At 64.4% G+C, this 24,512-nt stretch carries 28 protein-coding genes; 16 read left to right on the top strand and 12 right to left on the bottom strand.

Features of this window, described 5'->3' with window-relative positions:
* The first annotated feature begins 28 nt into the window (after positions 1 to 28).
* Both FJ986_RS07645 and FJ986_RS07640 read left to right on the top strand, forming a co-directional pair.
* On the top strand, positions 29 to 391 hold the full coding sequence (locus FJ986_RS07645) for a YkvA family protein (protein WP_140514028.1): 363 nt from the start codon (positions 29 to 31) through the stop codon (positions 389 to 391).
* A gap of 275 nt (positions 392 to 666) precedes the next feature.
* The gene (locus FJ986_RS07640) at positions 667 to 1,170 is read left to right on the top strand and encodes an invasion associated locus B family protein (RefSeq protein ID WP_140492199.1); all 504 of its coding nucleotides are present in this window, start codon (positions 667 to 669) and stop codon (positions 1,168 to 1,170) included.
* 55 nt (positions 1,171 to 1,225) lie between these two features.
* Here FJ986_RS07640 and FJ986_RS07635 read toward each other — a convergent pair whose 3' ends face one another.
* Positions 1,226 to 2,584, bottom strand: a complete 1,359-nt coding sequence (locus FJ986_RS07635; RefSeq protein WP_140514029.1) for a chloride channel protein — start codon at positions 2,582 to 2,584, stop codon at positions 1,226 to 1,228.
* Between the two features lie 302 nt (positions 2,585 to 2,886).
* Positions 2,887 to 3,186, bottom strand: coding sequence for a hypothetical protein (locus FJ986_RS07630; protein ID WP_140554786.1), 300 nt, complete (start codon positions 3,184 to 3,186; stop codon positions 2,887 to 2,889).
* A gap of 266 nt (positions 3,187 to 3,452) precedes the next feature.
* On the opposite strand from FJ986_RS07630, the gene rlmN reads away from it, so the two are divergent.
* From rlmN to FJ986_RS07615, 3 genes are read left to right on the top strand one after another with little or no spacing between them, the layout of a single operon-like run.
* On the top strand, positions 3,453 to 4,688 hold the full coding sequence (rlmN, locus tag FJ986_RS07625; RefSeq protein WP_140559217.1) for a 23S rRNA (adenine(2503)-C(2))-methyltransferase RlmN: 1,236 nt from the start codon (positions 3,453 to 3,455) through the stop codon (positions 4,686 to 4,688).
* Positions 4,685 to 5,134: a hypothetical protein gene (locus FJ986_RS07620; protein WP_140492187.1), complete on the top strand. Its 450-nt coding sequence runs from the start codon at positions 4,685 to 4,687 to the stop codon at positions 5,132 to 5,134. The genes rlmN and FJ986_RS07620 overlap by 4 nt, the downstream gene beginning before the upstream one ends.
* Positions 5,131 to 5,583, top strand: coding sequence for a hypothetical protein (locus FJ986_RS07615; RefSeq protein ID WP_140492184.1), 453 nt, complete (start codon positions 5,131 to 5,133; stop codon positions 5,581 to 5,583). Before FJ986_RS07620 ends, FJ986_RS07615 begins: the two co-directional genes overlap by 4 nt.
* Before the next feature lie 79 nt (positions 5,584 to 5,662).
* On the opposite strand, the gene FJ986_RS07610 is transcribed toward FJ986_RS07615, so the two are convergent.
* The gene (locus tag FJ986_RS07610) at positions 5,663 to 6,304 is read right to left on the bottom strand and encodes a LysE family translocator (protein ID WP_140492181.1); all 642 of its coding nucleotides are present in this window, start codon (positions 6,302 to 6,304) and stop codon (positions 5,663 to 5,665) included.
* A 192-nt stretch (positions 6,305 to 6,496) separates the two neighbouring features.
* Here FJ986_RS07610 and FJ986_RS07605 point away from each other — a divergent pair, with 192 nt between their 5' ends.
* Positions 6,497 to 7,720, top strand: coding sequence for an argininosuccinate synthase (locus tag FJ986_RS07605; protein ID WP_140492178.1), 1,224 nt, complete (start codon positions 6,497 to 6,499; stop codon positions 7,718 to 7,720).
* A gap of 187 nt (positions 7,721 to 7,907) precedes the next feature.
* On the opposite strand, the gene FJ986_RS07600 is transcribed toward FJ986_RS07605, so the two are convergent.
* On the bottom strand, positions 7,908 to 8,708 hold the full coding sequence (locus FJ986_RS07600; RefSeq protein WP_140492175.1) for a lytic transglycosylase domain-containing protein: 801 nt from the start codon (positions 8,706 to 8,708) through the stop codon (positions 7,908 to 7,910).
* Positions 8,709 to 8,963: 255 nt separating this feature from the next.
* On the opposite strand from FJ986_RS07600, the gene FJ986_RS07595 reads away from it, so the two are divergent.
* The 6 genes from FJ986_RS07595 to rpsP all read left to right on the top strand — a co-directional run bounded on the left by FJ986_RS07595 (position 8,964) and on the right by rpsP (position 14,524).
* Entirely contained in the window at positions 8,964 to 10,061 is a 1,098-nt protein-coding gene (locus FJ986_RS07595; RefSeq protein ID WP_140492172.1) for a putative zinc-binding metallopeptidase, read from the top strand.
* A 62-nt stretch (positions 10,062 to 10,123) separates the two neighbouring features.
* Positions 10,124 to 10,720 carry a DUF1236 domain-containing protein gene (locus FJ986_RS07590; RefSeq protein ID WP_140492169.1) on the top strand — a complete coding sequence of 199 codons (597 nt, stop codon included), beginning with the start codon at positions 10,124 to 10,126 and terminating at the stop codon, positions 10,718 to 10,720.
* 172 nt (positions 10,721 to 10,892) lie between these two features.
* Positions 10,893 to 11,858 (top strand): type II CAAX endopeptidase family protein, encoded by a 966-nt coding sequence (locus FJ986_RS07585; RefSeq protein ID WP_140492166.1) that lies wholly within the window; start codon positions 10,893 to 10,895, stop codon positions 11,856 to 11,858.
* A gap of 289 nt (positions 11,859 to 12,147) precedes the next feature.
* Positions 12,148 to 13,731 carry a signal recognition particle protein gene (gene ffh, locus FJ986_RS07580; RefSeq protein WP_140492163.1) on the top strand — a complete coding sequence of 528 codons (1,584 nt, stop codon included), beginning with the start codon at positions 12,148 to 12,150 and terminating at the stop codon, positions 13,729 to 13,731.
* 7 nt (positions 13,732 to 13,738) lie between these two features.
* Positions 13,739 to 14,065: a chorismate mutase gene (locus tag FJ986_RS07575; protein WP_140492160.1), complete on the top strand. Its 327-nt coding sequence runs from the start codon at positions 13,739 to 13,741 to the stop codon at positions 14,063 to 14,065.
* A gap of 57 nt (positions 14,066 to 14,122) precedes the next feature.
* Positions 14,123 to 14,524, top strand: a complete 402-nt coding sequence (rpsP, locus tag FJ986_RS07570) for a 30S ribosomal protein S16 (RefSeq protein ID WP_140492156.1) — start codon at positions 14,123 to 14,125, stop codon at positions 14,522 to 14,524.
* A gap of 83 nt (positions 14,525 to 14,607) precedes the next feature.
* Here rpsP and FJ986_RS07565 read toward each other — a convergent pair whose 3' ends face one another.
* Complete coding sequence (locus FJ986_RS07565; protein ID WP_140492153.1) at positions 14,608 to 14,871, bottom strand: glycine zipper domain-containing protein; 264 nt, start codon at positions 14,869 to 14,871, stop codon at positions 14,608 to 14,610.
* 277 nt (positions 14,872 to 15,148) lie between these two features.
* Between FJ986_RS07565 and FJ986_RS07560 the strand changes: the two genes are divergently transcribed.
* Positions 15,149 to 15,556 (top strand): ACT domain-containing protein, encoded by a 408-nt coding sequence (locus FJ986_RS07560; RefSeq protein ID WP_140492150.1) that lies wholly within the window; start codon positions 15,149 to 15,151, stop codon positions 15,554 to 15,556.
* 176 nt (positions 15,557 to 15,732) lie between these two features.
* Here the strand turns inward: FJ986_RS07560 and FJ986_RS07555 are convergent, their stop codons facing one another.
* Together FJ986_RS07555 and FJ986_RS07550 are read right to left on the bottom strand one after the other, a co-directional pair.
* Positions 15,733 to 16,767 carry an aspartate-semialdehyde dehydrogenase gene (locus tag FJ986_RS07555; protein WP_140492147.1) on the bottom strand — a complete coding sequence of 345 codons (1,035 nt, stop codon included), beginning with the start codon at positions 16,765 to 16,767 and terminating at the stop codon, positions 15,733 to 15,735.
* Between the two features lie 107 nt (positions 16,768 to 16,874).
* A complete protein-coding gene (locus FJ986_RS07550; protein WP_140673872.1) occupies positions 16,875 to 17,060 on the bottom strand; it encodes a hypothetical protein in 186 nt (61 codons plus the stop codon).
* A gap of 170 nt (positions 17,061 to 17,230) precedes the next feature.
* Here FJ986_RS07550 and FJ986_RS07545 point away from each other — a divergent pair, with 170 nt between their 5' ends.
* The 3 genes from FJ986_RS07545 (at position 17,231) to FJ986_RS07535 (ending at position 20,667) form a co-directional block, all read left to right on the top strand.
* On the top strand, positions 17,231 to 19,093 hold the full coding sequence (locus FJ986_RS07545) for a DEAD/DEAH box helicase (protein ID WP_140514040.1): 1,863 nt from the start codon (positions 17,231 to 17,233) through the stop codon (positions 19,091 to 19,093).
* A gap of 116 nt (positions 19,094 to 19,209) precedes the next feature.
* Entirely contained in the window at positions 19,210 to 19,923 is a 714-nt protein-coding gene (locus FJ986_RS07540; protein ID WP_140492138.1) for a DUF805 domain-containing protein, read from the top strand.
* Between the two features lie 84 nt (positions 19,924 to 20,007).
* Positions 20,008 to 20,667 carry a DUF805 domain-containing protein gene (locus tag FJ986_RS07535; protein WP_246681779.1) on the top strand — a complete coding sequence of 220 codons (660 nt, stop codon included), beginning with the start codon at positions 20,008 to 20,010 and terminating at the stop codon, positions 20,665 to 20,667.
* Here FJ986_RS07535 and FJ986_RS07530 read toward each other — a convergent pair.
* The 5 genes from FJ986_RS07530 to FJ986_RS07510 all read right to left on the bottom strand — a co-directional run bounded on the left by FJ986_RS07530 (position 20,657) and on the right by FJ986_RS07510 (position 24,459).
* Complete coding sequence (locus FJ986_RS07530; protein ID WP_140662661.1) at positions 20,657 to 21,139, bottom strand: GNAT family N-acetyltransferase; 483 nt, start codon at positions 21,137 to 21,139, stop codon at positions 20,657 to 20,659. The two genes, FJ986_RS07535 and FJ986_RS07530, sit on opposite strands and share 11 nt — an antisense overlap.
* Positions 21,140 to 21,143: 4 nt before the next feature.
* Complete coding sequence (gene leuB / locus FJ986_RS07525; protein WP_140514043.1) at positions 21,144 to 22,247, bottom strand: 3-isopropylmalate dehydrogenase; 1,104 nt, start codon at positions 22,245 to 22,247, stop codon at positions 21,144 to 21,146.
* 250 nt (positions 22,248 to 22,497) lie between these two features.
* The gene (locus FJ986_RS07520; RefSeq protein WP_140524558.1) at positions 22,498 to 22,848 is read right to left on the bottom strand and encodes a VOC family protein; all 351 of its coding nucleotides are present in this window, start codon (positions 22,846 to 22,848) and stop codon (positions 22,498 to 22,500) included.
* 13 nt (positions 22,849 to 22,861) lie between these two features.
* Positions 22,862 to 23,245, bottom strand: a complete 384-nt coding sequence (locus FJ986_RS07515) for a RidA family protein (protein ID WP_140524557.1) — start codon at positions 23,243 to 23,245, stop codon at positions 22,862 to 22,864.
* A gap of 110 nt (positions 23,246 to 23,355) precedes the next feature.
* Positions 23,356 to 24,459, bottom strand: a complete 1,104-nt coding sequence (locus tag FJ986_RS07510) for a saccharopine dehydrogenase family protein (RefSeq protein WP_140563899.1) — start codon at positions 24,457 to 24,459, stop codon at positions 23,356 to 23,358.
* Positions 24,460 to 24,512: the final 53 nt, after the last annotated feature.

The following is a 24,512-nucleotide window of genomic DNA, read 5'->3' as shown; positions in this document are numbered from 1 at the left end:
AAGCGCATGAGCCCGCAAGGAGAAATTGATGGCGCAAAAATCCGGTTTTGATTTCTTCGGCTTTGGCGACAGGCTGGGCGGTGAGAGCGAGGTGCGCGAGAAATTCTGGCGCACGGCCAAGAAGGCCGCGCGGCAGATCCCGTTCATGGAAGATGTCGTCGCGGCCTATTACTGCGCCATGGACAAGAACACGCCGCTGCGCGCAAAAGGCATCCTGGTGGCGGCACTCGGCTATTTCGTCCTGCCGGTGGATATGGTCCCCGATTTCGTCCTCGGCCTCGGCTTCACCGACGATATCGCCGTGCTCACCGCCGCAATCACCGCCGTCAGCGCCCATATCACGCCGGCGCACCGGCAGGCCGCCAAGGACGCCATATCGGACAAGGGCTGAGCCCTGGAACCGGCCTTCGCGCGCGCTGGACACCAGCGTTCAGAGGGCTTGTGGAAAAGTCAAACTCTTGCCGCTTTCATGCCCTCCAAGTCGCCGAAGGGACATCGCGCCAGCCGCTTGAAAGGCGGCGGCGCGAAGACGGCGGCGGTTTCCTGGGGTGAGCGTCCTTTTCTCAGAGGTAATTCACCGTTTGGTAACCCAGATTAAATCAAAATGAAGCGACGGCAGGACGCCACGCGGCCCGCCTCCGCACCATTTGGAATACGGGAAAAACGATGCGCGGATTGATTGCTACAGTTTCGAGCCTGGTCCTGGTGGCCTTCGCAGCGCCGGCGATGGCGCAGCAGGCGACCAAGATCGGCCAGCACAATGCCTGGGGCACCTACAGCTACCAGGCATCGGGCGGCAAGGTCTGCTATGTCCTCACCGTGCCGACCGACAAGCAGCCGCCGACGCTCGACCATGGCGACATGTTCTTCTTCGTCAGCCAGCGGCCCGGCCAGCAGGTGTCCTACGAGCCGCAATTCATCGCCGGCTACACCTTCCAGGAAAACTCCAAGGCCACCGTCACCATCGACAAGAAGACGTTTTCGATGTTCACGCGCGGCAAGTCGGCCTGGGTCGAGAACGCCGCCGAGGAGCCGGTGCTGATCGCCGCCATGAAATCCGGCACCGACATGAAGGTGCAGGCCAAGTCCGGCCGCGGCAACACCACCTCCTACGTCTTCTCGCTGAAAGGCATCTCGGCGGCGCTGTCGTCGATCGCCAACTGCAAATAATCGAAATTTCGCTTTGAACAGAGAGGCCGGCCCCCTTGAGTCCGGCCTTTGTTCTTCACGCCGGGCCTGATTCCGGCGCCGCCTCCGCCGCCCTGCGCCTGCGGATGGCTTCCGCGATGAAGACGCGCGACAGCGCGTGATAGAGCGGCTCGCGCGAGATCATGCGCGCCGTGCCGTAGCCCAGCATCGAGGCCAGCATCAGCGCGATGACATTGTCGTGATTGCCGGTCATCTCCAGGATGATGACGAAGGCCGTCATCGGCGCCTGCACGACGCCGGCGAAATAACCGGCCATGCCGAGCAACGCGGCCGCACCCGTGCTGGCGCCGAAGACGAGGCCGAGCGAGCTGCCGATGCCGGCGCCGACCGAAAGCGAAGGCGCAAAGATGCCGCCCGGAATGCCCGAGACCATCGACAGCAGCCCGGCAAGGAACTTCTCCGCGAAGAAGAACCAGGGCAGCGGCGTCCCTTCAACGGCGCCCCGCGCCTGCGCGTAGCCGGTGCCGAAGGTCAAGCCGCCCGAGGCGATGCCGATCGCCGCGACGCCGAGCCCGCAGATGGCGGCGACCAGCAGGACGCGCCGCAAGGGCTGCCCCGTGTTCCAGCGCCGGATCCGGCGCGTCGCCTTCAGCGCCAGGAGCGAGAACAGCGCGCCGAAGCCGCCGCCGATAACGCCGCAGGCAATGACAAGCGGCCACTCGGCGGCAAACGAGATTGTCTCCTTCGAGACGCCGAAATAGGTGTAGTTGCCAAGCAGGCCGAGCGAGGCGATGCCGGCCAGGATCACCGCCGTCAGCACCAGTCCGTTGGTCCGCGCTTCGTAGGTGCGGCCCATTTCCTCGATGGCGAAGACGATGCCGGCGAGCGGCGTGTTGAAGGCAGCCGCGATGCCGGCGGCCGAGCCGGCCAGGATCAGGCCGCGCGCCTGCGCCATGCCGCCCCAGCGTGCCGCCTGCAGCATCAACGACGCGCCGACCTGCACGGTCGGTCCCTCGCGGCCGATCGAAGCGCCGCAGAACAGGCCGACCAGGGTGAGCGCGATCTTGCCCGCCACCAGCTTCAGCGACAGGATGTGGCCACGGTCGTCGTCGTCGCGCAGATGCCGCGCCGCGATCGCCTGCGGAATGCCGCTGCCTTGCGAGCCCGGGAAGAAGGCTTGCGCCAGCCAGGCACACAGCACGAAGCCGAGCGGCGTGATCGCCAAAGATAGGTAGAAGCGCCAGCCGCCGTCATCGCCGGTCATGGCATGGAACAGCACCTGCGCCTTGTCGGCGAGCACCGCGAACAGCACGCTGATCACGCCGATGCAGATCGCGCCGGCCCAGAACACCAGCCGCGGCTGCCACACCCGGCGAGAGCCCCACATCGCGCGCGAACGCCGCAGCAAGGGGTATTTTCGCACTGTACCGGCCATGTCTGTCCTCTCGACGGAGCCCCAGCCCTAACACAGGCATGGCCTCGATCAAGCGTTCGCATCAAACGTGAAATGGAAGACGGACGTGGAGCAAAAGTCCATGGCTGCGGTTTGGCACCATGAACAAGGAAGTTATGCCGGTTCGGCGCAATGATCGTCGTTTCCGCATTGATCATGAGACACCCTCAACACCGACAGGTGGATATCTCGACCTGCGTGTGCTGGAGTGGTCTGCGGGAACAAGGCTCGGATGGGCTCCCGCCGACCTTCGAGCCGGCGGGAATATCGATCGACGGCAGGCCTCACATGGCCATTTTTTCGCATTCCGCCTGAGCCTTCTTGGTCGACGTGTCGATCATGAAGGCTTTGCCCTTGGCGTCGGTCATCATCATCATGCAGTGCTTGATCGGCTTTGCCATCTTCATCATCTCGGCACTCATTTTCGCGTCCGGCGTCATGGTGCCCATATGCCCGTCCGGCATGATTGCCGTGACTTGCCCTGCCTTCATCATTGTCATTGTGCCCATCGCGTCTTCGGCAAATGCCTGCGAGGCGGAAAGGCCGACGAAACTGGCAATGACGGCGAGCTTGATAGAGTTCATCGTGCATACTCCCATTTGTCGGGGCATGGTTGCCCCATTCAGGGTTCGAACGCGCGGTGAGAACCGTTACTTCAACACGATCAAGTGATCCGTTTTCGGGCGAAAAGCAGGGACCGCAGGTCTGACCGGCCGGCGCATCTGTCAATCGGTCGGCGCACGGATCGCCTCGCCATCGCATGACTCCGCGGCCAAGCTGTGCTATGGGCCGCGCTTCATATCAGGCCGATGGATGAAATCGGCCGCAAACCGCTTATATCAGTGCAACCATGACCCTTTCATTCGACCTCACCGCCGAAGGCGCCCGTGACGCGTTGCGTGCCCGCGCGACACAGCCGGAAAAGCCGTCGCTGATCGGCCTGACGCGCGCCGAACTGGGCGAGGCGCTCGTCGCGTCCGGCATCGTGCCGGAGCGCCAGGCAAAAATGCGTGCACAGCAGCTCTGGCACTGGATGTATGTGCGCGGCGTCTCCGATTTCGCCGGCATGTTCAACATCTCCAAGGATCTTCGCGCCGAACTCGACAAGCATTTCACCGTGGCGCGGCCCGAGATCGTCGAAGAGCAGATCTCCGCCGACGGCACGCGCAAATGGCTGTTCCGCTTCCCGCCGCGCGGCGCCGGCCGCCCGGTCGAGATCGAGACTGTCTACATCCCCGAGGAAGGCCGCGGCACGCTCTGCATCTCCTCGCAGGTCGGCTGCACGCTGACCTGCTCCTTCTGCCACACGGGCACGCAGAAGCTGGTGCGTAACCTGACTGCCGAGGAAATCCTCGCCCAGTTGCTCACCGCGCGCGACCGGCTCGGCGATTTCCCCGACCGCGACACGCCCGACGGCGCCATCGTGCCGGCCGAGGGCCGCAAAGTGTCCAACATCGTCATGATGGGTATGGGCGAGCCGCTCTACAATTTCGAGGCGGTCAAGAAGGCGCTGCTGATTGCTTCCGACGGCGACGGCCTTTCGCTGTCGAAGCGCCGCATCACGCTGTCGACCTCAGGCGTGGTGCCGGAGATTTTCCGCACCGGCGAGGAGATCGGCGTCATGCTCGCCATCTCGCTGCACGCCACCAATGACGATCTGCGCGACCTTCTGGTGCCGATCAACAAGAAATATCCGCTCAAGGAGTTGATCGCAGCCTGCCGCGCCTATCCTGGCCTGTCGAACGCCAGGCGCATTACCTTCGAATATGTGATGCTGAAGGACGTCAACGATTCCCTCGACGATGCCAAGGCGCTGGTCAAGCTGCTCAGGGGCATTCCGGCCAAGATCAACCTGATCCCGTTCAACCCCTGGCCCGGCACCAACTACCAGTGCTCGGACTGGGAGACGATCGAGAAATTCGCCGACTACATAAATAACGCCGGCTATGCGTCGCCGATCCGCACGCCGCGCGGCCGCGATATCCTTGCCGCCTGCGGCCAGCTCAAGTCGGAATCGGAGCGCATGCGCAAAGTCGACCGGCTGGCGCTGGAAGCCATGATGATCGCGGGGCACGGCGAGGCGTGAGGCGTCTCGTCGCCGGGCTCAAGCGCTTCGTCACCATAGCAGTCGGCTATATCGCCGCCGTGCTGACCTCGATCCTCGTGCCTGTGCTGCTGATCGCTCTTCTGGAAGGGCTCGAATATGGCAACTGGTCCATCGTTTTCGCGTTCGACTGGCTGGTTTCCTTCCCGCTCGCGGTAGTGACAGTGGCGGTCTGCGCGCTGTTGATCGTCGGCCCCGCGATCTTCATGGCCGAACGCTTGTCGCTTCGGGGGTGGTTCTACTTCGCGGCCACGGGCGCGATCACGTCCATCGCATTCGGGGTTCTTGTCCCGGGCTCGGCCGGAGGGTTTGTTTTCAACCCGGGCTTTCTCGGGTTCCTGGCCACCGCCGGCATTGCCGCCGGTTCGGTCTACTGGTTTCTGGCCGGGCGCAAGTCCGGCCATCCCTTACGCCGGGATCAGCAATGACCCGTCTCGTCGCCTATATCGTGCGCCTTGCCGTCATCCTGTTCGGCTATGCCGTCGCCGCGCTGGCGGCCAGCGCGTTCCTCAATGTCCTGTTCCTGGCCTCCCTCGGCTACACGCCGGCGCATGCGGAGCCGGCGGCGACCGCCTCGCTCTATTTCTCGATCCCCTTCGTCGCGCTGTTTGCCGCCTATTTCGCCTTCATGCCGGCGGCCCTCGTGATTCTGATCGCCGAGATTCTCGGCCGGCGCGATTGGCTGTTCTATGCGCTGGCCGGTGCGATCGTCGCCGCCGTCTTCCTCGGCTTCGCCGACCAGATGGGCGATACGCCATTCGCCGTCACCGAGCCGCGCGCCATGGCCGCCGTCATCGGCGGCGGCATGGTCGGGGGCATCTTCTATTGGCTCAGCGCCGGGCGCTGGGCCGGAAGCTGGTGGAAAGCCGAACCCTGACCTCGAACCGAGCGCCCGCGTAAGCAGGGAGCTTTGCCGACCTCCGGTTCGGAAGAGATCAGCAGCGAACAGCAAAATCCTACTTCGCCTGGGCAGTCAGGATTTTGAGCGCGAACGCGGAAAACACGCCGGCGAAGAGATAGTCGACCACCCGCGTCACGCGCGGGCTGGCCTTCATCGCCGCCGAGAATTTCTCCGCCGCTAGCACCATCGGTGTCGTCACCGGGGTCGACAGCACGACGAACATGGCGCCGAGGAAGAACAGCTTTCCCGGCGCGTGCGGATCATGCGCCGAGACGAATTGCGGCAGGAAGGTCATGAAGAACAGGATGATCTTCGGGTTGAGCAGGTTGACGCCCAGCCCCACCATCCAGCTCCGGAACAGCGAGATTTGCGGGCCCGTCTTCTTCTCCGGCGAGAAGGCCGAACCCTTGGTGATCGCCTGCCAGGCCAGGAAGACGAGATAGCCGGCGCCGAAGATCTTCAGCACGAAGAAGGCCATCGGCGAGGCGACGATCAGCGCCGAGACGCCGACCACCACCAGCGTGGTGTGGATCAGCGTGCCGCACAGCGCCCCCGCCATCGAGGCGAAGCCTGCGGCGCGGCCCTGGCTCAGCGTGCGCGAGACGAACAGCGTCATGTCCGGCCCCGGCGTGATCGCCAGGATGACCGTGGCGATGGCGAACTGGATCAGCGTTGCGGTGTCGGGAATGAAGGACATGGTAGGCCCGTTGACTTTCGATACGCAGCTATAATGAACGGGGCCTGCCGTTGCCAGCGGCTGTGCGACGGAAAGGATGATCCAGCTGTCCCGTATGCCTGTTTCTCCGCGCCTTGCCCCGTTCATCCCTTGCGGTGACCGGAAACGGCGTGATACCTCGCCGGCCGAGAACTCTTGTCGCGGAAACAGCAAATGTCGAAAACAAAAGACGTCAAGAAGGTCGTGCTCGCCTATTCCGGCGGCCTCGACACATCAATCATCCTGAAATGGCTGCAGACCGAGCTCGGCGCCGAGGTCGTCACCTTCACCGCCGACCTCGGCCAGGGCGGCGAATTGGAGCCGGCGCGCCGCAAGGCCGAGATGATGGGCATCAAGGACATCCGCATCGTCGACGTGCGCGAGGAATTCGTTGCCGACTTCGTCTTCCCGATGTTCCGCGCCAACGCCGTCTACGAAGGCACCTATCTGCTCGGCACCTCGATCGCCCGGCCGCTGATCTCGAAACACCTCGTCGAGATCGCAAAGGAGACCGGCGCCGACGCGATCGCCCACGGCGCCACCGGCAAGGGCAATGACCAGGTGCGCTTCGAGCTTTCGGCCTATGCGCTCAATCCCGATATCAAGGTCATCGCGCCCTGGCGCGACTGGTCGTTCAAGTCGCGCACCGACCTCATCAACTTCGCCGAGCAGCACCAGATTCCGGTGCCGAAGGACAAGAAGGGTGACGCGCCGTTCTCGGTCGACGCCAATCTCCTGCATTCCTCTTCCGAGGGCAAGGTGCTTGAGGACCCGTGGAGCGAGCCGCCGGAATTCGTCCATCAGCGCACCGTCTCGCCCATGGACGCGCCGGACAAGGTCACCGAGATCGAGATCGAGTTCCTGAAGGGCGATCCGGTCGCGCTCGACGGCAAGAAGCTGTCGCCGGCAACCATGCTCGCCGCCCTCAACGATCTCGGCCGCGACAACGGCATCGGCCGGCTCGACCTCGTCGAGAACCGCTTCGTCGGCATGAAGTCGCGCGGCGTCTACGAGACCCCCGGCGGCACCATCCTTATCGCTGCCCACCGAGCCATCGAATCGATCACGCTCGACAGGGGAGCTGCCCACCTCAAGGACGAGTTCATGCCGCGCTACGCCGAACTCATCTACAACGGCTTCTGGTTCGCGCCCGAGCGGCTGATGCTGCAGACGATGATCGACAAGAGCCAGGAGGATGTCGAAGGTACGGTGCGTCTGAAGCTCTACAAGGGCAATGTCATCGTTACCGGCCGCAAGTCGAAGAAGACGCTCTATTCCGACGCGCTGGTGACCTTCGAGGACGACCGCGGCGCCTACGACCAGAAGGACGCCGCCGGCTTCATCCGCCTCAATGCGCTGAGGCTGCGGACCTTGGCGGCGCGCAACCGCCGGGACTGACCGCTCTACCGGTCAGCGAACAGGAAACCCGGCAACGCGGCCGGGCTTTCTGCTGAAAAGCAATTCCAGGAAAAGTGTGTACGGTTTTCCCAGGAAAAGCGCGTAGCGCTTTCCCTTGGGAATCGCGCAAAAAACAAAGACATAGAGCGGTTCGCCGTCTCCGTGAAACGGTGAACTGCCCTAACGATTACTCGCCATCGATTGCGGTGGCGATACGGGCGATGGCCTGTTGATAGACACTCGCCGAGTTCCAGCCGGCAATTGCACCCATATTCGCCTGAGCGCTCGCGCCGGCCTGCCAGCCATGCGCCTTGAGGAAGTTGGCCGTGGAAGCCAGCGCGGTGCTCTTGTCGCGCAGGTTTCCGCTGCCCACTCCATATTTCAGGACATTTCCGGGCAGGAACTGCGTATGGCCGATCTCGCCATGCATGGCCCCGACCGACGAGGCGGTCAACGTTCCGCGATCGACCAGCTTCAGGGCCGCAATGGCATGCGGCTGAAAATAGTCCGGACGGCGGCAGTCATAGGCAAGCGTCAAAATGGCGGACACCGTGTTCTGGTTGCCCATAGAGGCGCCGAAGCCCGTCTCCATGCCCCAGATGGCAAGCAGCACGCCCGGCGAGACGCCGTAGGTCCTTTCGATCTTGTCGAACAGCGCCGCATTCGATTTCTTCAGCGCCCGGCCCCTGGAAATGATCGCCGCCCCGCCGCGGCGCTTCATGAAGGCTTCCACCGAGCCGCTGAAAGCCTTGTGGATGGCGCGGTCCGCGGAAATGGTCCTGGTCGCGTAGGTCGCGCCGGCCAGGGCGGCCAGTCCTCTCGAACCCACGCCCTCGGCCCTGGCCTCCGCTGCGAAGTCCTGCTTCCAGGCATCGAAGCCGGCTCCGGTCTTGCCACAGCTGGCCGCCGCCTGTGCGCCCGTCGCCAGCGCAAGCATCGCCACCACAGTGGCCGCTGCAAACATCTTACCTTTGGCAAGAAATGCCATGTTGTTCTCTCCTGGTTGCCTGAATCACGTCCCGGCCGGAATTTGCCAGTGAAACGCGCACTTGTCACTGTCGCGCGCGCAAGCTGGCCAATGGAAGGGAATTTGCCTACGATCAAGCAAATATTGTGGCAAGAACCACCCATGGCCTGACGATCCTTGCGCCATGTTGCTCAATGACGTCACAGTCGGGAACGACGTCTGTCGGCCGGCGTTTTGCACGACGCGCCTTCCCCTGTTCCCTGGTCCGAGACCGAGATGAAACTCTTCGACTGTCCTCATTGCGGCCATCGTCTCTATTTCGAGAACGCCCGGTGCCTGAACTGCTCCAGTGCCGTGCTCTATGATCCGCAGCGCGCCTGCTTTGCCCTGTCCGGTGCCGACGGCGGCTCCCCATGCGCCAACGCCGACGAATGCGCCTGCAACTGGATGGCCGAGCCGGGACAGCCCTTCTGCCGCGCCTGCGCGCTCAACCAGCTGATCCCGGACCTCTCCGTCGACGGCAACCGCCGCCGCTGGATACGCGTCGAGGCGGCGAAGAAGCGCGCGGTCTATTCGCTGCTGGCTTTCGGACTGCCGGTGACGCCCAAGCGGAACCCCGCCGACGAGGCCGGCCTTGCCTTCGACTTTCTTGCCGATCCGATCGGCGGCGGCCCGGGCGGCGAGCGCATCCTGACCGGCCACGACAATGGCCTGATCACCCTCAACGTCGCCGAAGCCGACTCCGCCGAGCGCGAAAGGCGGCGCGTTGAGATGGGCGAGAACTATCGCACCTTGCTCGGCCATTTCCGCCACGAGCTCGGCCACTACTACTGGGACCGGCTGATCCGCGACGATCCGCAAAGGCTTGACGCCTTCCGCGCGCTGTTCGGCGACGAGCGCACCGGCTACGAGCAGGCATTGAAGAACCACTATGCCAATGGTGCCCCACCCGACTGGCAGCAACGCCACATCTCGCCCTATGCAACCTCCCATCCCTGGGAGGATTGGGCCGAAAGCTGGGCCCACCACCTGCATATCACCGACACGCTGGAAATGGTCCATGCGCTGAACTTCCCGCTCGGCCGGCTGGAGACGGTGGAAGCCAACGAATTGCCCCAGGGCGACACCGGGGGCATGCTGCAACCAGCGCCGTCCGAACCGACACCCGCTCCCGAACCGTTCGAAAAGATCCTGTCGCGCTGGCTGGTGCTGTCGGAAGCCTCCAATTCCATCAATCGCTGCATGGGTCTGCCCGACCTCTACCCCTTCGTCATCTCGGATGTCGCGGCGCGCAAACTGGCCTTCGTTCACGACCTTCTGACCGGCCTGCCGCAAGAAACGGGAACAAATCGTGAGTTGGCTTCAACATTTTAGCTGGAACGCATGCGCCGCTCTCCCGTTTTCGCTGCCGAGGGACCATGAAACGGAGAGAAACCATGAAATCCGTATTGTTTCCCGCGGTCGCCGGAATGCTCGCGCTCTTCTCGGGCGCCGCCATGGCCGACACCCCCGTCTCCGCGATCACCGATCTCAACGTCCGCGCTGGCCCGGGCCCGCAATATCCTGTCATCGGCGTGCTCGCCGCCGGCCAGTCGGCGACGCTCAATGGCTGCATCGAAAACAGCAAATGGTGCACCATCGCCGAAGCCGGTGGCCAGGGCTGGGTCTATTCGGACTATGTGACGGCTGATTTCGGCGGCAACCGGGTCGTGTTGACGCGACGTCCGCTCGGCTCCAGCGTCGCCGTCGTGTCGCCGCCCGAGGGCTATTCCACCGATTACACCGGCTCGATCATCGCCGGCGAGCCGGTCGAGGACGCCATCCCGCAGCCTCCCGCCGAAGTCAGGACCTATGTCGACACGCATCGCGTCGACCCTGTCTATCTTGAGGGCGAGGTGGTCACCGGGGCCGTATTGCCCGAGAGTGTCGAACTGCGCGAGATCCCCGATTACGATTACCGCTACGTCTATGTGAACGGCCAGCCGGCGCTGATCGACCCGCAGACGCGGCGCATCGTGTATGTGGTGCGTTGAGGCGGATAGGACACGGGGGTAATCATCGGAGCATGCCTTTCGCCTGCCGGCAGGCAGGCGAGGGCGGCGCAAATGCGCCGAAGGCTGGCGGGGCGTACCCAACAGGAATGATTGCGCAGAACCGCCCGATCCCATAGATCATGCGACGCGAAGCACCAGCTTGCGAGAGAGCGTGATATCGGACCCTTCCGTCTTCGAGCACTATCGAAACACAGCCAACGAAAAGACGACCCTGCCGCGCCTGCTTCTCGGGACCGGGATCGTCGTCCTGTTCTGGGCCGCGTCGACGGCGGTCGTGCTGCTGGGCGGCACCTATGCCTTTTTCGCCTGGCGGACAGCGCAAGGCGCGGCTGCGCCCGCCGGCGGCATGCAGGGTTTCCTTGCGTCGCCAATCGGCATTCTCACCGCGCTCGCGTCTTTCGCCGGCATCTGGATCGGCTTGTGGATCGCCATGCGCTGGGTGCATGGCGAGAAGCTGTCGGCGCTCCTCGGCAACAGCCGTCGCATTTCGCGCTCGGGTTTCGTCAAGGGACTGGTCGCGGTGTTGGTCACTTCGCTCGTGTCCGAGGTCCTGCTCTACCTGATGCAGCCCGAGATCGCGCGCGGCTCGATCGCCCTGTCGTCCTGGCTGCTGTTCCTGATCCCGATCCTCGCGCTCACTTTTCTGCAGACATCATCGGAAGAGGTACTGTTCCGAGGCTACCTGCTGCGCGGTCTTGCCTACCGGTTCAGGAGCCCGTTCGTCTGGGCACTGCTGCCGGGCCTGCTGTTCACCTCACTGCACTGGAGCGCGAGCGCCTCGGCCGCCATCAATGCCTGCGTGCTGGTCTCGATCGCCGCTTTTGCACTGCTTCTGACGCTTGTCGTCTATGCCACCGGCAACCTCGGCGCGGCCCTTGGCGCCCATCTCGGCAACAATCTGACCGGCTTCCTGCTGATCTCGCATCAGGAGAGCTACAATTCCTTCGCCCTGTTTACCGCCAGACCACTCGAAGGGCCGGGCTGGGCGACGTCGGATGCGGTCCTCATCGCCACGATCGGCATCGCCTGCAGCCTGCTGACGATACTGCTGCTTTTGCATCCGCGCTCGCCGCTGAGCGTCTCGGCCGAACCTGCAGACGCAACGAAGGCGACTTGATTGCTGCGCAGGGAGACCGGCGGAACGGTCCTTGTCTTGACTCCGCGGCCGTTTTCCTGTCTACAGCCCCGAATTCCGCGACGAGTATCCCTCCGAGCAAGCCGACCAGGACGCCGAAGCCTCTTTGAGGCCAAGTGCTGTAAACAGATCCTGGAGGCCAACACCCGGCAGCGCTGTGCGCCCCCGGGTGCTTTTTGGTTTTGGCTTTTGCTTGCCACGAGACTTGGACACTTGGCGCGAACGCATTACCTCTCGGGCACCATCCGGTTGCCAGGGAAAAGGAAACAGAATGTTTGAATCACTTCAGGAGCGCCTTGGCTCCATCCTGAACGGCCTGACAGGCCGCGGCGCGCTGTCGGAGGCGGATGTCTCGGCGGCACTCCGCGAGGTGCGCCGTGCGCTGCTCGAGGCCGACGTGGCGCTGGAAGTGGTGCGCTCCTTCACCGACAAGGTGCGCGAGAAGGCGGTCGGCGCGGCGGTGCTGAAGTCGATCAAGCCCGGCCAGATGGTAGTCAAGATCGTGCATGACGAGCTGGTCGACATGCTCGGCGCCGAAGGCGTCGCCGTCGACCTCAACGCACCGGCGCCCGTCGTCGTCATGATGGTCGGCCTGCAGGGTTCCGGCAAGACGACGACCTCGGCCAAGATCGCCAAGCGGCTCACCGAGCGTCAGAACAAGAAGGTCCTGATGGCCTCGCTCGACACGCGGCGCCCCGCCGCGCAGGAGCAGTTGCGCCAGCTCGGCGAGCAGGTCAAGGTGGCGACGCTGCCTGTCGTGGCCGGCCAGAACCCGGTCGATATCGCCAAACGCGCCGTGCAAGCGGCCAGGCTCGGCGGTCACGACGTGGTCATCCTCGACACTGCCGGCCGCACCCATATCGACGAGCCGCTGATGGTCGAGATGGCCGACATCAAGAAGGTGTCGGGCCCGCACGAGATCCTGCTGGTCGCCGACTCCTTGACCGGCCAGGACGCCGTCAACCTCGCCAAGAGCTTCGACGAGCGCGTCGGCATCACCGGGCTGGTACTGACCCGCATGGACGGCGACGGCCGTGGCGGCGCCGCGCTCTCGATGCGCGCCGTCACCGGCAAGCCGATCAAGCTGATCGGCACCGGCGAGAAGATGGACGGGCTGGAGGAATTTCATCCCAAGCGCATCGCCGACCGCATTCTCGGCATGGGCGACATCGTTTCGCTTGTCGAAAAAGCCGCCGAGAACATCGATGCCGAGCAGGCGGCGGCGATGGCCAAAAAGATGCAGTCGGGCAAGTTCGACCTGAACGATCTCGCCCAGCAGCTTCAGCAGATGTCGAAAATGGGCGGCATGGGCGGCATCATGGGCATGATGCCCGGCATGGGCAAGATGAAGGACCAGATGGCCGCCGCCGGTCTCGACGACAAGATGTTCGGCCGCCAACTCGCCATCATCTCCTCGATGACCAAGGCCGAGCGCGCCAACCCCGACATTCTCAAGCACTCGCGCAAGAAGCGCATCGCCGCCGGCTCCGGCACCGACGCGGCCGAGATCAACAAGCTCTTGAAGATGCATCGCGGCATGGCCGACATGATGAAGGCGATGGGCGGCAAGGGCAAAGGCGGCGGCCTGATGCGCGGCATGATGGGCGGGCTCGCCTCCAAGATGGGCCTCGGCGGCATGATGCCCGGTGGCATGGGCGGCATGCCTGACCTCTCCAAGATGGATCCCAAGCAGCTCGAAGCCTTGCAGAAGCAGGCGCAGGCCGCCGGCATGAAGGGCCTGCCCAGCGGCCTTCCCGGCGGCGGTGGCCTGCCCGGCTTGCCCGGCGGCATGAAGCTTCCCGGGCTTCCCGGTCTCGGCGGCGGTGGCCTGCCTGGCCTCGGCAAGAAGAAGTGAGGACGCGATGAACGAGGAAAAGGACATGGCGGACGCCCGCACCATCCTGGCCGGCTACCGTGCTTCGATCGACAACATCGATGCCGCCCTCATCCACATGCTGGCCGAGCGCTTCCGCTGCACCAAGGCGGTCGGCCTGCTCAAGGCCGAGCATGGCTTGCCGCCGGCCGATCCGGCGCGCGAGCAGCAGCAGATCGCCCGTCTTCGCCAGCTCGCGGACGATGCGCATCTCGACCCGGATTTCGCGGAGAAATTCCTCAACTTCGTCGTCCGCGAAGTGATCCGCCACCACGAACAGATCGCCGCTGCCAACGGCGTGACGAAAACCGGCTGAAGACAAAGATTTAGCCGCAACCCTACCAACGAAATCAGAGCTTTTAGGAGATAAGAAATGGCACTGAAGATCAGACTGGCCCGCGCGGGCTCGAAGAAGCGTCCCTACTACCACGTCGTCGTCGCCGACGCGCGCTCGCCGCGCGACGGCCGTTTCATCGAGTCGCTCGGCTCGTGGAACCCGCTGCTGCCGAAGGACGGCGAGCGCGTCAAGGTTGACGCCGAGCGCGTCAAGCACTGGCTGTCGCACGGCGCCCAGCCGACCGACCGCGTGCTGCGCTTCCTCGATGAGGCCGGCCTCGCCAAGCGCGACGCCCGTTCCAATCCGAAAAAGGCCGAGCCCGGCAAGAAGGCACAGGAGCGCGCCGCGCTTCTGAAGAAGGCGCAGGACGACGCCGCTGCCGCCGTCGCGGCGGCTGCGGCCGCGCCGGCCGAGGCGGAGCCCGCCACGGCCGAGTAATCGATCACCGATCGTCTTTTTCGAAACGGCGGGCCCTTAGCCCGCCGTTTTCTATTTCGAATTCATTGTGCGGATGCTGCCGCTCAATAGCCGCTCGGGCAACGATCGACATAGACATGGCCGCGGCTGTCGCGATAACGGCAGCGGCCCGGTTCGCTGGCCCGCCCGATCAGCGCGCCGGCCACGGCACCGACCGCGCCGCCGACCACGGCGCCCTGGACGGGATCGCCCGCCACCGCCGCGCCGACCGCTGCTCCGCCCAGGCCGCCGACGGCCGCGCCTTTTTCCGTCTGCGAACAGGCGCCAAGCGCTGCCGTCAGCACCAGAATGGTCATGATTTTCTTCATTGTCGTTCCTCTCTCACGGGGATCGCCGTCCTCGCCGCCATGTTCCTAACTCCCAGGCGGCCGATTTGATCCCTAGACATTAAAGGCCGGTGCTTCGCCGCGCCTGCCAAGGCCATGCCGATCTCCGGCAAGCATTTGAAATCGTTGATGTTCTCACGCCGCAGCGCAGTTCTCTCGCCGGGTTGTCCGTGCAGCGCGCCGGCGTGGCTATCGGCGCGCTTCGGTCGCGTATATGAAGAGCCGGCGGGCGTGGCCCCTCAGACCAAGAGCAGGCAATATGGCCGGAGAGACAGATCTGAAGACATTGCTGGCGTCGATGACGCCGCAATTGATTGCCGGCATCCATGTCTTCGCCACGCTGCCGGCGGGTGTATCGGTTCCGGAAGGACTCGAAGCGGTCATGCTGTTTCGCGAACGCGAAGGCACGACATTGATTCTGATCGAAGACGAGGCGCAGGCAGCCGGACTGGAAGCCGTTTTCCGCTGCCGCATGATAACGCTGAACATCCATTCGTCGCTGGAAGCCGTCGGCTTCCTCGCCGCCATCACCGCACGCCTCGCCGCCGCCGGCATGGGCGTCAATCCCGTCTCCGCCTTCTATCATGACCATCTGTTCGTGCCGGTCGACCGGGCCGAGGAAGCGATGAGGTTGCTGCGGGAACTGGCGGCGGAAAATCGGACATAGGCCGGCGCCCCCCTCATCCGCCTGCCGGCACCTTCTCCCCATATAAGGACGGGGGGAAGGTGAGCTAACGGCCGAAGGCCGAGCCCGCGACTGCGGGCCGCCGGTCGTCCGGCGCCCTCGCGGAGGGCCAGCCGCGGCAGCGGCGGTGCGGCCCGCGAGCGAAAGCCAAACAGCCGTCAGGCTGCCTTCTTCTTCGGCTGGATCAGGCCGCGCTCGACCAGCAGTTCGGCGATCTGCACTGCGTTGAGGGCGGCGCCCTTGCGCAGATTGTCGGAAACGATCCACATCGACAGGCCGTTGTCGATGGTCGAATCCTCGCGGATGCGCGAGATGAAGGTGGCGTCCTCGCCGGCCGATTCCAGCGGCGTGATGTAGCCGCCGTCCTCGCGCTTGTCCAAGACCTGGCAGCCCGGCGCCTCGCGCAGGATGTCGCGCGCCTCGTCGGCGGTGATCGGGTTCTCGAACTCGATGTTGACCGCTTCCGAATGGCCGATGAACACCGGCACGCGCACGCAGGTCGCCGTCAGCTTGATCTTGGGATCGAGCATCTTCTTGGTCTCGGCGACCATCTTCCACTCTTCCTTGGTGAAGCCGTCATCGAGGAAAACGTCGATATGGGGGATCACGTTGAAGGCGATGCGCTTGGTGAACTTCTTGACGTCGACCTGGTCGGCGACGAACACGGCGCGGGTCTGCGTGAACAGCTCGTCCATGCCTTCCTTGCCGGCGCCCGACACCGACTGGTAGGTGGCCACGACGATGCGCTTGATGGTGGCCGCGTCATGCAGCGGCTTCAGCGCCACGACGAGCTGCGCCGTCGAGCAGTTCGGGTTGGCGATGATGTTCTTGCGGGTGAACAGCGAGATCGCATCCGGGTTCACTTCCGGGACGATCAGCGGCACGTCGGCGTCGTAGCGGAAGGCCGAGGAATTGTCGATGACGACGCAGCCCTGCTTGCCGATCTTGGGTGACCATTCCTTCGAGACATTGCCGCCGGCCGACATGATGCAGATGTCGGTGTCGGAAAAGTCGTAGGTGTCGAGTGCGCGGACCTTCAGCGTGCGGTCGCCGAACGACACTTCCGTGCCCTGGCTGCGGCGCGAGGCAAGCGCCACCACTTCGCTGACCGGAAAACCGCGCTCTTCCAGTATGTTGAGCATTTCGCGGCCCACATTGCCCGTGGCGCCAACTACCGCAACCTTGAAACTCATAAAGATCTCCTATCCCTCTCCGCTTGGTTGTTGGAGAAAACCCGCCGGCCAGGTGCGGGTTCCGTCCCCCGGGCCGAACCCGGGAGAGGGTGGTCAGGCCAAGGGAATCACACCGTTTTGGTGGTGGTTTTGGCCGTTACTTTGCTGGAACGGGAGGACGCGCCGAAACGCCCGGCGCAATGATGCTCATTGCGGCTGGGGGCATCGAATGCAAGAAGAGCCATCAAAAGGCCGCGCATCGAAAAACGATCCCGTTCGAAGCGGGCTTTTACGCGGTTTGCGGCAGGAGTCAATCAGTGGTGTTTCTTCCTTCCCTCCTTGCGGGAGAAGGGAAGGCGGGGCCGCCTGCCCTGTACAAGAGCGGCGCCAGCAAGTACGAACGGGCGAGATCGTCTGGCTGGCGCTGCGCCAGCCCTGTATGTGCTCCATGATGAGCGCAAGCCCTGAATTCCGAAAGAGTGAGATGTCCAACTTCGAAGCACTTGTTCCTGCGCTGGCAAAGGCGCTGGAAAAACGCGGCTATGCCGAGCTGACGCCGGTGCAGAAGGCGGTCCTGGAACTTGGCCAGGCCGACGCGCTGGTGTCGGCGCAGACCGGCTCCGGCAAGACGGTGGCCTTCGGCCTTGCCATGGCGCCGACGCTCCTGGGCGGCGCCGACCGCTTTGCCCATGCCGCGGCCCCGCTGGCGCTGGCGGTGGCGCCGACGCGCGAGCTGGCGCTGCAGGTGACGCGCGAACTGGAATGGCTCTACGAGCTGACCGGCGCCACGGTCGCCTCCTGCGTCGGCGGCATGGACATGCGTACCGAACGGCGCGCGCTGGAACGCGGCGCCCATATCGTCGTCGGCACGCCCGGGCGGCTGCGCGACCACATCACGCGAAACTCGCTCGACATGTCGGCGCTGAAGGCGGTGGTGCTGGACGAAGCCGACGAGATGCTCGATCTCGGTTTTCGCGAGGACCTGGAATTCATCCTCGACGCCGCCCCCGCCGAGCGCCGCACGCTGATGTTTTCGGCCACCGTGCCGCGCTCCATCGCAACCCTCGCCCAGGGCTATCAACGTGACGCCGTGCGCATCTCGGCCGCCGGCGAGGAGAAGCAGCATCTCGACATCGAATACCGGGCGCTCAGCGTCGCCCAGGCCGATCGCGAGAACGCCATCATCAATGTGCTGCGTTTCTACGAGGCGAAAAACGCGCTGGTGTTCTGCAACACCCGTGCCGCCGTCAACCATCTCACCGCACGCTTCAACAACCGCAATTTTTCAGTCGTCGCGCTCTCGGGCGAGCTCAGCCAGAACGAACGCAGCCACGCGCTGCAGGCGATGCGCGATGGCCGCGCCAAGGTCTGCATCGCCACCGACGTCGCGGCGCGCGGCATCGACCTGCCCAATCTGGAGCTGGTCATCCATGCCGACCTGCCGACCAACCCGGAAACGCTGCTGCACCGAAGCGGCCGCACCGGACGCGCGGGTCGCAAGGGCGTCAGCGCGCTGATCGTGCCCAACAGCGCCCGCAGGCGAACCGAACGCCTGCTGGCGAGCGCAAAGCTGACCGCGACATGGGCAAGTCCGCCATCCGCCGACGACGTGATCCGCCGCGATGACGAGCGCATCCTTGCCGATCCCACCTTCGATGAACCGGTGAAGGACGACGAACGCGGCTTCATCGACGCGCTTCTCGCCAAGCACGGCGCCGAGCAGGTGACGGCCGCCTTCGTGCGGCTGTGCCGCTCGAGCCGCTCGGCGCCAGAGGATCTGATGGACGTCGCGCCGTTCACGCCGTCGCGTGAAAGACCGGCGGGCGAAAACTTCGCGCGCCGCGACGAGGCGCCCAGCCGCCGCGACGATTTCGGCGCCAGCGTCTGGTTTTCGCTGTCGGTCGGGCGCCGGCAGAATGCCGAGCCGCGCTGGCTGATTCCGATGCTGTGCCGCACCGGCAGCATCACCAAGCGCGAGATCGGCGCCATCAAGATGCAGCCGGAAGAGACCTTCGTGCAGATCGCCGCCGACTGGGCCGACCGTTTCCTCGCCGCCGTTGGTCCCGACCGCAAATTGCAGGGTAACATCGTGGTGAAACGGCTGGACGGCATGCCGGACCTGTCGCGCGCCGGCTACCAGCCGCCAGGTCCGGACAAGAAACCGCATCGCGGCAAGGCGCCGTTCGACCCGAACGCGCCGAAGCGCAAATTCGAGAAGCGCGCGCCGGCTGGCGACCAGCGCCCCGCCGCATCGGACGCGAAGCCCTGGGCGAAAAAGCCGGGCAAGCCGAAATTCGACAACGCCGGACCGCCGAAACCCAAGAAGGCGAAGAAGCGGCCGAGCTGAGATCTCCCGGCCATGTCGTCACGATGGCTGCCGCGCCAGCCGTCGCATTTTCATGCTGCCCCTTGCGATCCGCCGGAACTTTGAACAGTCTGGTCGGGCGTTCGGGGGATCGGGGCATGCGCGGCGAAGTTCTTCACTATGACGAGACCCAGGGCTTCGGCTTCATCACCGGGGCGGATGGTGAGCGCTATACTTTCGCGCGTGAGGATCTGCGCCGCGAAATCGCAATTGCCCGAGGCACGGCCGTTGAATTCCAGCCCGGCGGCGGCCAGGCGCGCGACATCTTCCCGGCCGGCGCCCAATCCGCGCCTCCAACCGGCGTGGCCGCCGGCGCCCATGCGCGAACCGGTGCGTCCGTCTCTTCCGCTGCTCAAATCGCACAGCCGCGGCATTTTGGCCGCGCCGCCAGCACCGGGCCGGCCGAGCCCGGCCTGTGGGGTTATTTCTGGCGCGGCATCACCGAGAATTATTTCAACTTCACCGGCCGCGCCCGCCGCAAGGAATACTGGGCCTATTGCCTGTTCTGGTTCGTCGCGCTGCTGGCAGTGACCGGCATCGGCATTTTCGCCGATGCCGCGATGGGCAATCTCGACGACGCTGAAATGCCGGCGGTGACGATTGGCCTGTTCGGCCTTTTCCTACTTGCGACCTTTCTGCCTGGCCTCGGCATGACCGTGCGTCGTCTGCACGATATCGGCCTGACCGGCTGGCTTTTCCTGGTGATCCTGATCCCCACCATCGGCAGCCTGATCATCCTGGTCTTCGCGCTCATCCCGACCCAGGCCCGGGAGAACCAGTGGGGACCGGTGCCGGCGGGCGCCAGAACGTAGCCCTGCGTGCGTATTGCAATTACATGCAACTTTAAGTAGCGTCTCGCGACGCAATGTGAAATGGGGCAGAGCATGCGCGGGACGGTGTTCCACTATGACGAAGGCCAGGACTACGGTTACATCAACGGAACCGACGGCAAACGCTACATCTTTTCCCGTATCGATTTCAGCCTGGAACTGCCCCTCGGCAGGGGTACCCTTGTCGAGTTCCAGCCGGGCGACGGCACGGCGCACAATATTGTCGCCACGGCCTCGGCCGCATCGTCGTCAACCACCAGTCAGCCACGGCAGACCAGCCGTTCTGCCCGAAGCCGGCCCGCCTACTCCACGGGGCTGTGGGCTTATTTCTGGCGCGCGGTGATCGCGGATTATGGCAATTTCACCGGACGCTCCCGCCGCAAGGAATTCTGGGCCTTCTGGCTATTCTACACCCTCGGGGTGCTCGCGCTTTTCGGCTTCGGGATACTTGTTGAACTGGCGATCAACGGCTTCGAAACCAACGCGGACAGGACGCCGATGGGGTTCATAGGATTCATACCCCTACTGGTGTTCTTTTCGGGATTGATCCTGCCTTGCATTGCGCTCCTCGTACGGCGTGCGCATGACGCCGGCCTGAGCGGCTGGTTTGCCCTGCTTTGCTTCATCCCGCTCATTGGCGGCATCGCCGTGCTAGTCTTCGGGCTTATGCCGCCTCAGCTGGGCGAAAATCCTTGGGGACCGGTGCCGGCGGGCGTCAGGGTCTGACCGCCCCCAGCGCCTCGCCCGAAAGCCTGAGAAAGATCTTCTGGCCGTGGCGTTCGGCGCCAAGCCGGTCGTAGAAGCGCAGCGCGCCTTCGTTCCAGTCCTCGGTGGTCAGGTCGATGCGGCCGATGCCGTGGCGCCGGCAATGGTCGGCGAGAAAGCCGACCAGCGCCCGGCCGACGCCGGCGTTGCGAGCCTTGTCGCGCACGAACAGATCCTTGAGGAACAGCAGCCGCTCGAGGTCGATGCCGGGATGCGCGATCGCCACAGATGCCAGGCCGCTGATCTCGGCCCCGACGAAAGCCAGCGCGAAATGCGGATAGGCCGGGCTTTCCTCATCCAGCCATTTGCGTGCCGCCGACAAGGCGCGCTCGTGGTCGAGCGGCGGCTGCCGGTAGTACACCGCCATTTCGCACAGCATCGTGGCGAGCGCCGTCGCGTCGCCGGTCGTCGCCCAGCGGACGGCGATCATCATGGGCTCAGCCCAGGAACTTGGCGATGATCGCGTCGCTCATCTCGACGGTGCCGACCTCGGTCATGCCGGCGGAGAGGATGTCCTTGGTGCGCAGCCCGTCGTCGAGCACGGCGGCGATTGCCGCTTCGAGCTTGTCGGCTTCATCGACCATGGCGAAGGAATAGCGCAGGCACATGGCGAAGGAAGCGATCATGGCGATCGGGTTGGCGATGCCCTTGCCGGCGATATCGGGCGCCGAACCGTGCACCGGCTCGTAAAGCGCCTTGCGCTTCTTGGTCTTGGCATCAGGCGCGCCGAGCGAGGCGGAAGGCAGCATGCCGATCGAGCCGGTCAGCATGGCGGCGATATCGGACAGCATGTCGCCGAACAGGTTATCGGTGACGATGACGTCGAACTGCTTGGGCCAGCGCACCAGTTGCATGCCGCCGGCATCGGCCAGCATGTGGTCGAGCTTGACGTCGGAATATCGGGCCTTGTGGGTCTGGGTGACGACCTCGTTCCACAACACGCCGGACTTCATGACGTTGCGCTTTTCCATCGAGGTGACATGGTTCTTGCGCGTGCGCGCCAATTCGAAGGCGACGCCCGAAATGCGCTCGATCTCGAATGTGTCGTAGACCTGGGTGTCGATGCCGCGCTTCTGGCCGTTGCCGAGATCGATGATCTGCTTGGGCTCGCCGAAATAGACGCCGCCGGTCAGTTCGCGCACGATCAATATGTCGAGGCCTTCGACCACCTCTTGCTTCAGCGAGGAGGACGCCGCCAGCGCCGGATAGCAGATCGCGGGCCTGAGATTGGCAAACAGCTCCATGTCCTTGCGCAGGCGCAGCAGGCCGGCCTCGGGGCGAACCTCGTAAGGCACGGCATCCCATTTCGGACCGCCGACGGCCCCGAACAGCACGGCGTCGGCGGCAACAGCCTTTTCCATGTCGGCATCGGAAATCGCGGCACCATGTGCATCGTAGGCGCAGCCGCCGACCAGCCCCTCGTCGGTGGCGAAGCCGCTGCCGAGCTTCTCGTTCATGGCCGCTATCAGCTTCTTGACCTCGGCCATGGCCTCGGGGCCGATGCCGTCGCCGGGAAGCAGGAAGAGATGTTTCGAAGCCATGGAGAGCCGTCCCAGAAAGAATGCGTTTCGATTTGCACAGCATCCTTCGCGCGCCAATGAGGCGCGCGGCGCTGTGCGACCGCGGCCTTGCTAACCGCCAAGCGGTTGCGACGCAAGGAAGAACAATTGGCGAAGGCGGCTAAGTGCGTAATCTCCCCCCCTTGAGGGGGAGATGGCCGCCAGGCCAGAGGGGGGCGCTGTCCCGCCAGCATGTCCAGGTCAGCAGTCGCCTCGGCGCTTTGCAGATGTTTCACCGATGCGAGAGAATGTTGACCAGCCGGTTGAAAGGGTCGCGCACATAGAAGCGCCGCACGCCCCAGGGCTCGTCGGCCGGCCCGTATTCGATGGCGAAGCCGGCTGCCTTCATGGCGTCGAGTGCGGCATCAACGTCGTCGACCTCGATCGACAGGTCCGGCACCGGCGTGCCCGACCCGCCTTGCGCCATGAAGCTGACCTGTACCTGCATCCTTTCCTCGGACCCGTAGGTGACGATCCAGCCTTGATCCATGAGCATATCGAGGCCGAGCACGTCATGGTAGAAGCGCCTCGCCGATGCCGCGTCCTTTGTTTCGATATTGGCTACGATACGCCGCACTGCCATGGCATTGGCCTCCTCAGTCTGTGCGCCGAAGCGCCGTCACCTCGATTTCGATCTTCATCTCCGGTCTGTTGAGCTGGCACACGATCATCGTTGCCGCCGGCCTGATCTCGCCGAACGCTTCGCCGAGAATGGGGAACACCACGTCGACGAAGGCCTGGTCGGTGATATAGTAATGCGCGCGCACCACATCTTCCATGTCGAAGCCGCCGTCCCGCAAGGCACTGGCGATGGTTGCCAGGCAATTGCGCGTCTGCGCCTCGACCGTTTCCGGCATCGTCATCGAGGCATAGTCATAGCCGGTCGTTCCGGACACGAAACACCAGTCGCCCTGCACCACGGCGCGCGAATAGCCGGCGGTCTTCTCGAAGGGCGAACCGGTGGAGATCAGCTTTCGCATGGCATCCTCGCAAGGGGTGTTCGCAACCACTTTGCGGGCAAAAGCCTCGCGCGGCCATAGGCCAGACGGAGCTGGCCGTTGTCCCGATGACCTTGATCGTCCGCTGGGCCTCAGCTCGCCAGCCGGCTGACCATCTCGTGCTGGGCGTAGGCCCGGCCGAAGCGGTTGGCGAGGAAGGCGTCGAGCGCGATGTCCTCCTGCTTGACGAAGCCGGTCGCCGGCAAGGTACCGTCGGCCAGCATGTCGAGCACGGCGCAGATTCCGGATGCCGTGGTGATCTGGATGGCGCTGCGCACCGTCTGGCCGACCCGCTTCGAATAGATCTTGTTGGCGTAGGTCTCCTGCAGCAGGCGGCCGTTCTTGCGCCCCGAGACGGTGACGAAGACGATGACCACGTCCTGCAGCGTCGCTGGCAGCGCGCTTTCGAAAATGTCCTTCAACACCTCTCGGCGGTGACGCAGGCCGAGATCGTTGAGCAGCGCCTTCATGATGGCGGCGTGGCCGGGATAGCGGATGGTGCGATAGTTGAGCGTGCGCACCTTGCCCTTCAGCGTCTCGGCCAAAGTGCCGAGCCCGCCCGAGGTGTTGAAGGCCTCGTAGGTTACCCCGTCGAGCGAGAATTCCTCGCGCTCCTCCAGCGGCGGCACCTCGACCAGCTCGCCCTCGACGATCGCCTCGCAGGGCTCGCAATATTCGTTGATGACGCCGTCGGTGCTCCAGGTCAGATTGTAGTTCAGCGCGTTCGAGGGATATTGCGGCAGCGCGCCGACCCGCATGCGCACGCTTTCCAGCGTGTCGAAACGGCTGGCGAGATCGTTGGCGACGATCGAGATGAAGCCCGGCGCCAGCCCGCATTGCGGGATGAAGGCGCTGTTGGTCGAACGCGCCAGTTCCTTCACGCGCCGGGTCGAGACGACGTCCTCCGTGAGATCGAGATAATGCACGTCGGCGCTTGCGGCAGCTTCGGCGATGCGCGTGGTCAGATGGAAGGGAGCGGCGCTGAGCACCGCGAATTTTCCGGCGAGCGCAGCTTCCAGCGTGCCCGCGGCCGCGATGTCGAGTTCGAGCGTCTCTACTCCGTCAGGCAATTCAGCCGCGGCAAGCTGCGCGGCCGAGCGGTCGACGAGGGTGACATGATAGTCCCTGGTTGAAAACAGCATCTCGGCAATGGTCGAGCCGATCTTGCCGGCGCCGACGACAACAATTTTCTTCATGACCCGGTTCCCTCGCCCGACAGTTGATTTGTCCCGCTACAATCGCGGCTTGC

It is taken from the genome of Mesorhizobium sp. B1-1-1 (assembly GCF_006442955.1).
In the GTDB taxonomy this organism is placed as follows: Bacteria; Pseudomonadota; Alphaproteobacteria; order Rhizobiales; family Rhizobiaceae; genus Mesorhizobium.
The sequence above is the reverse complement of the archived record's forward strand: the minus strand, read 5'-3'. Positions and strand labels throughout refer to the sequence as shown.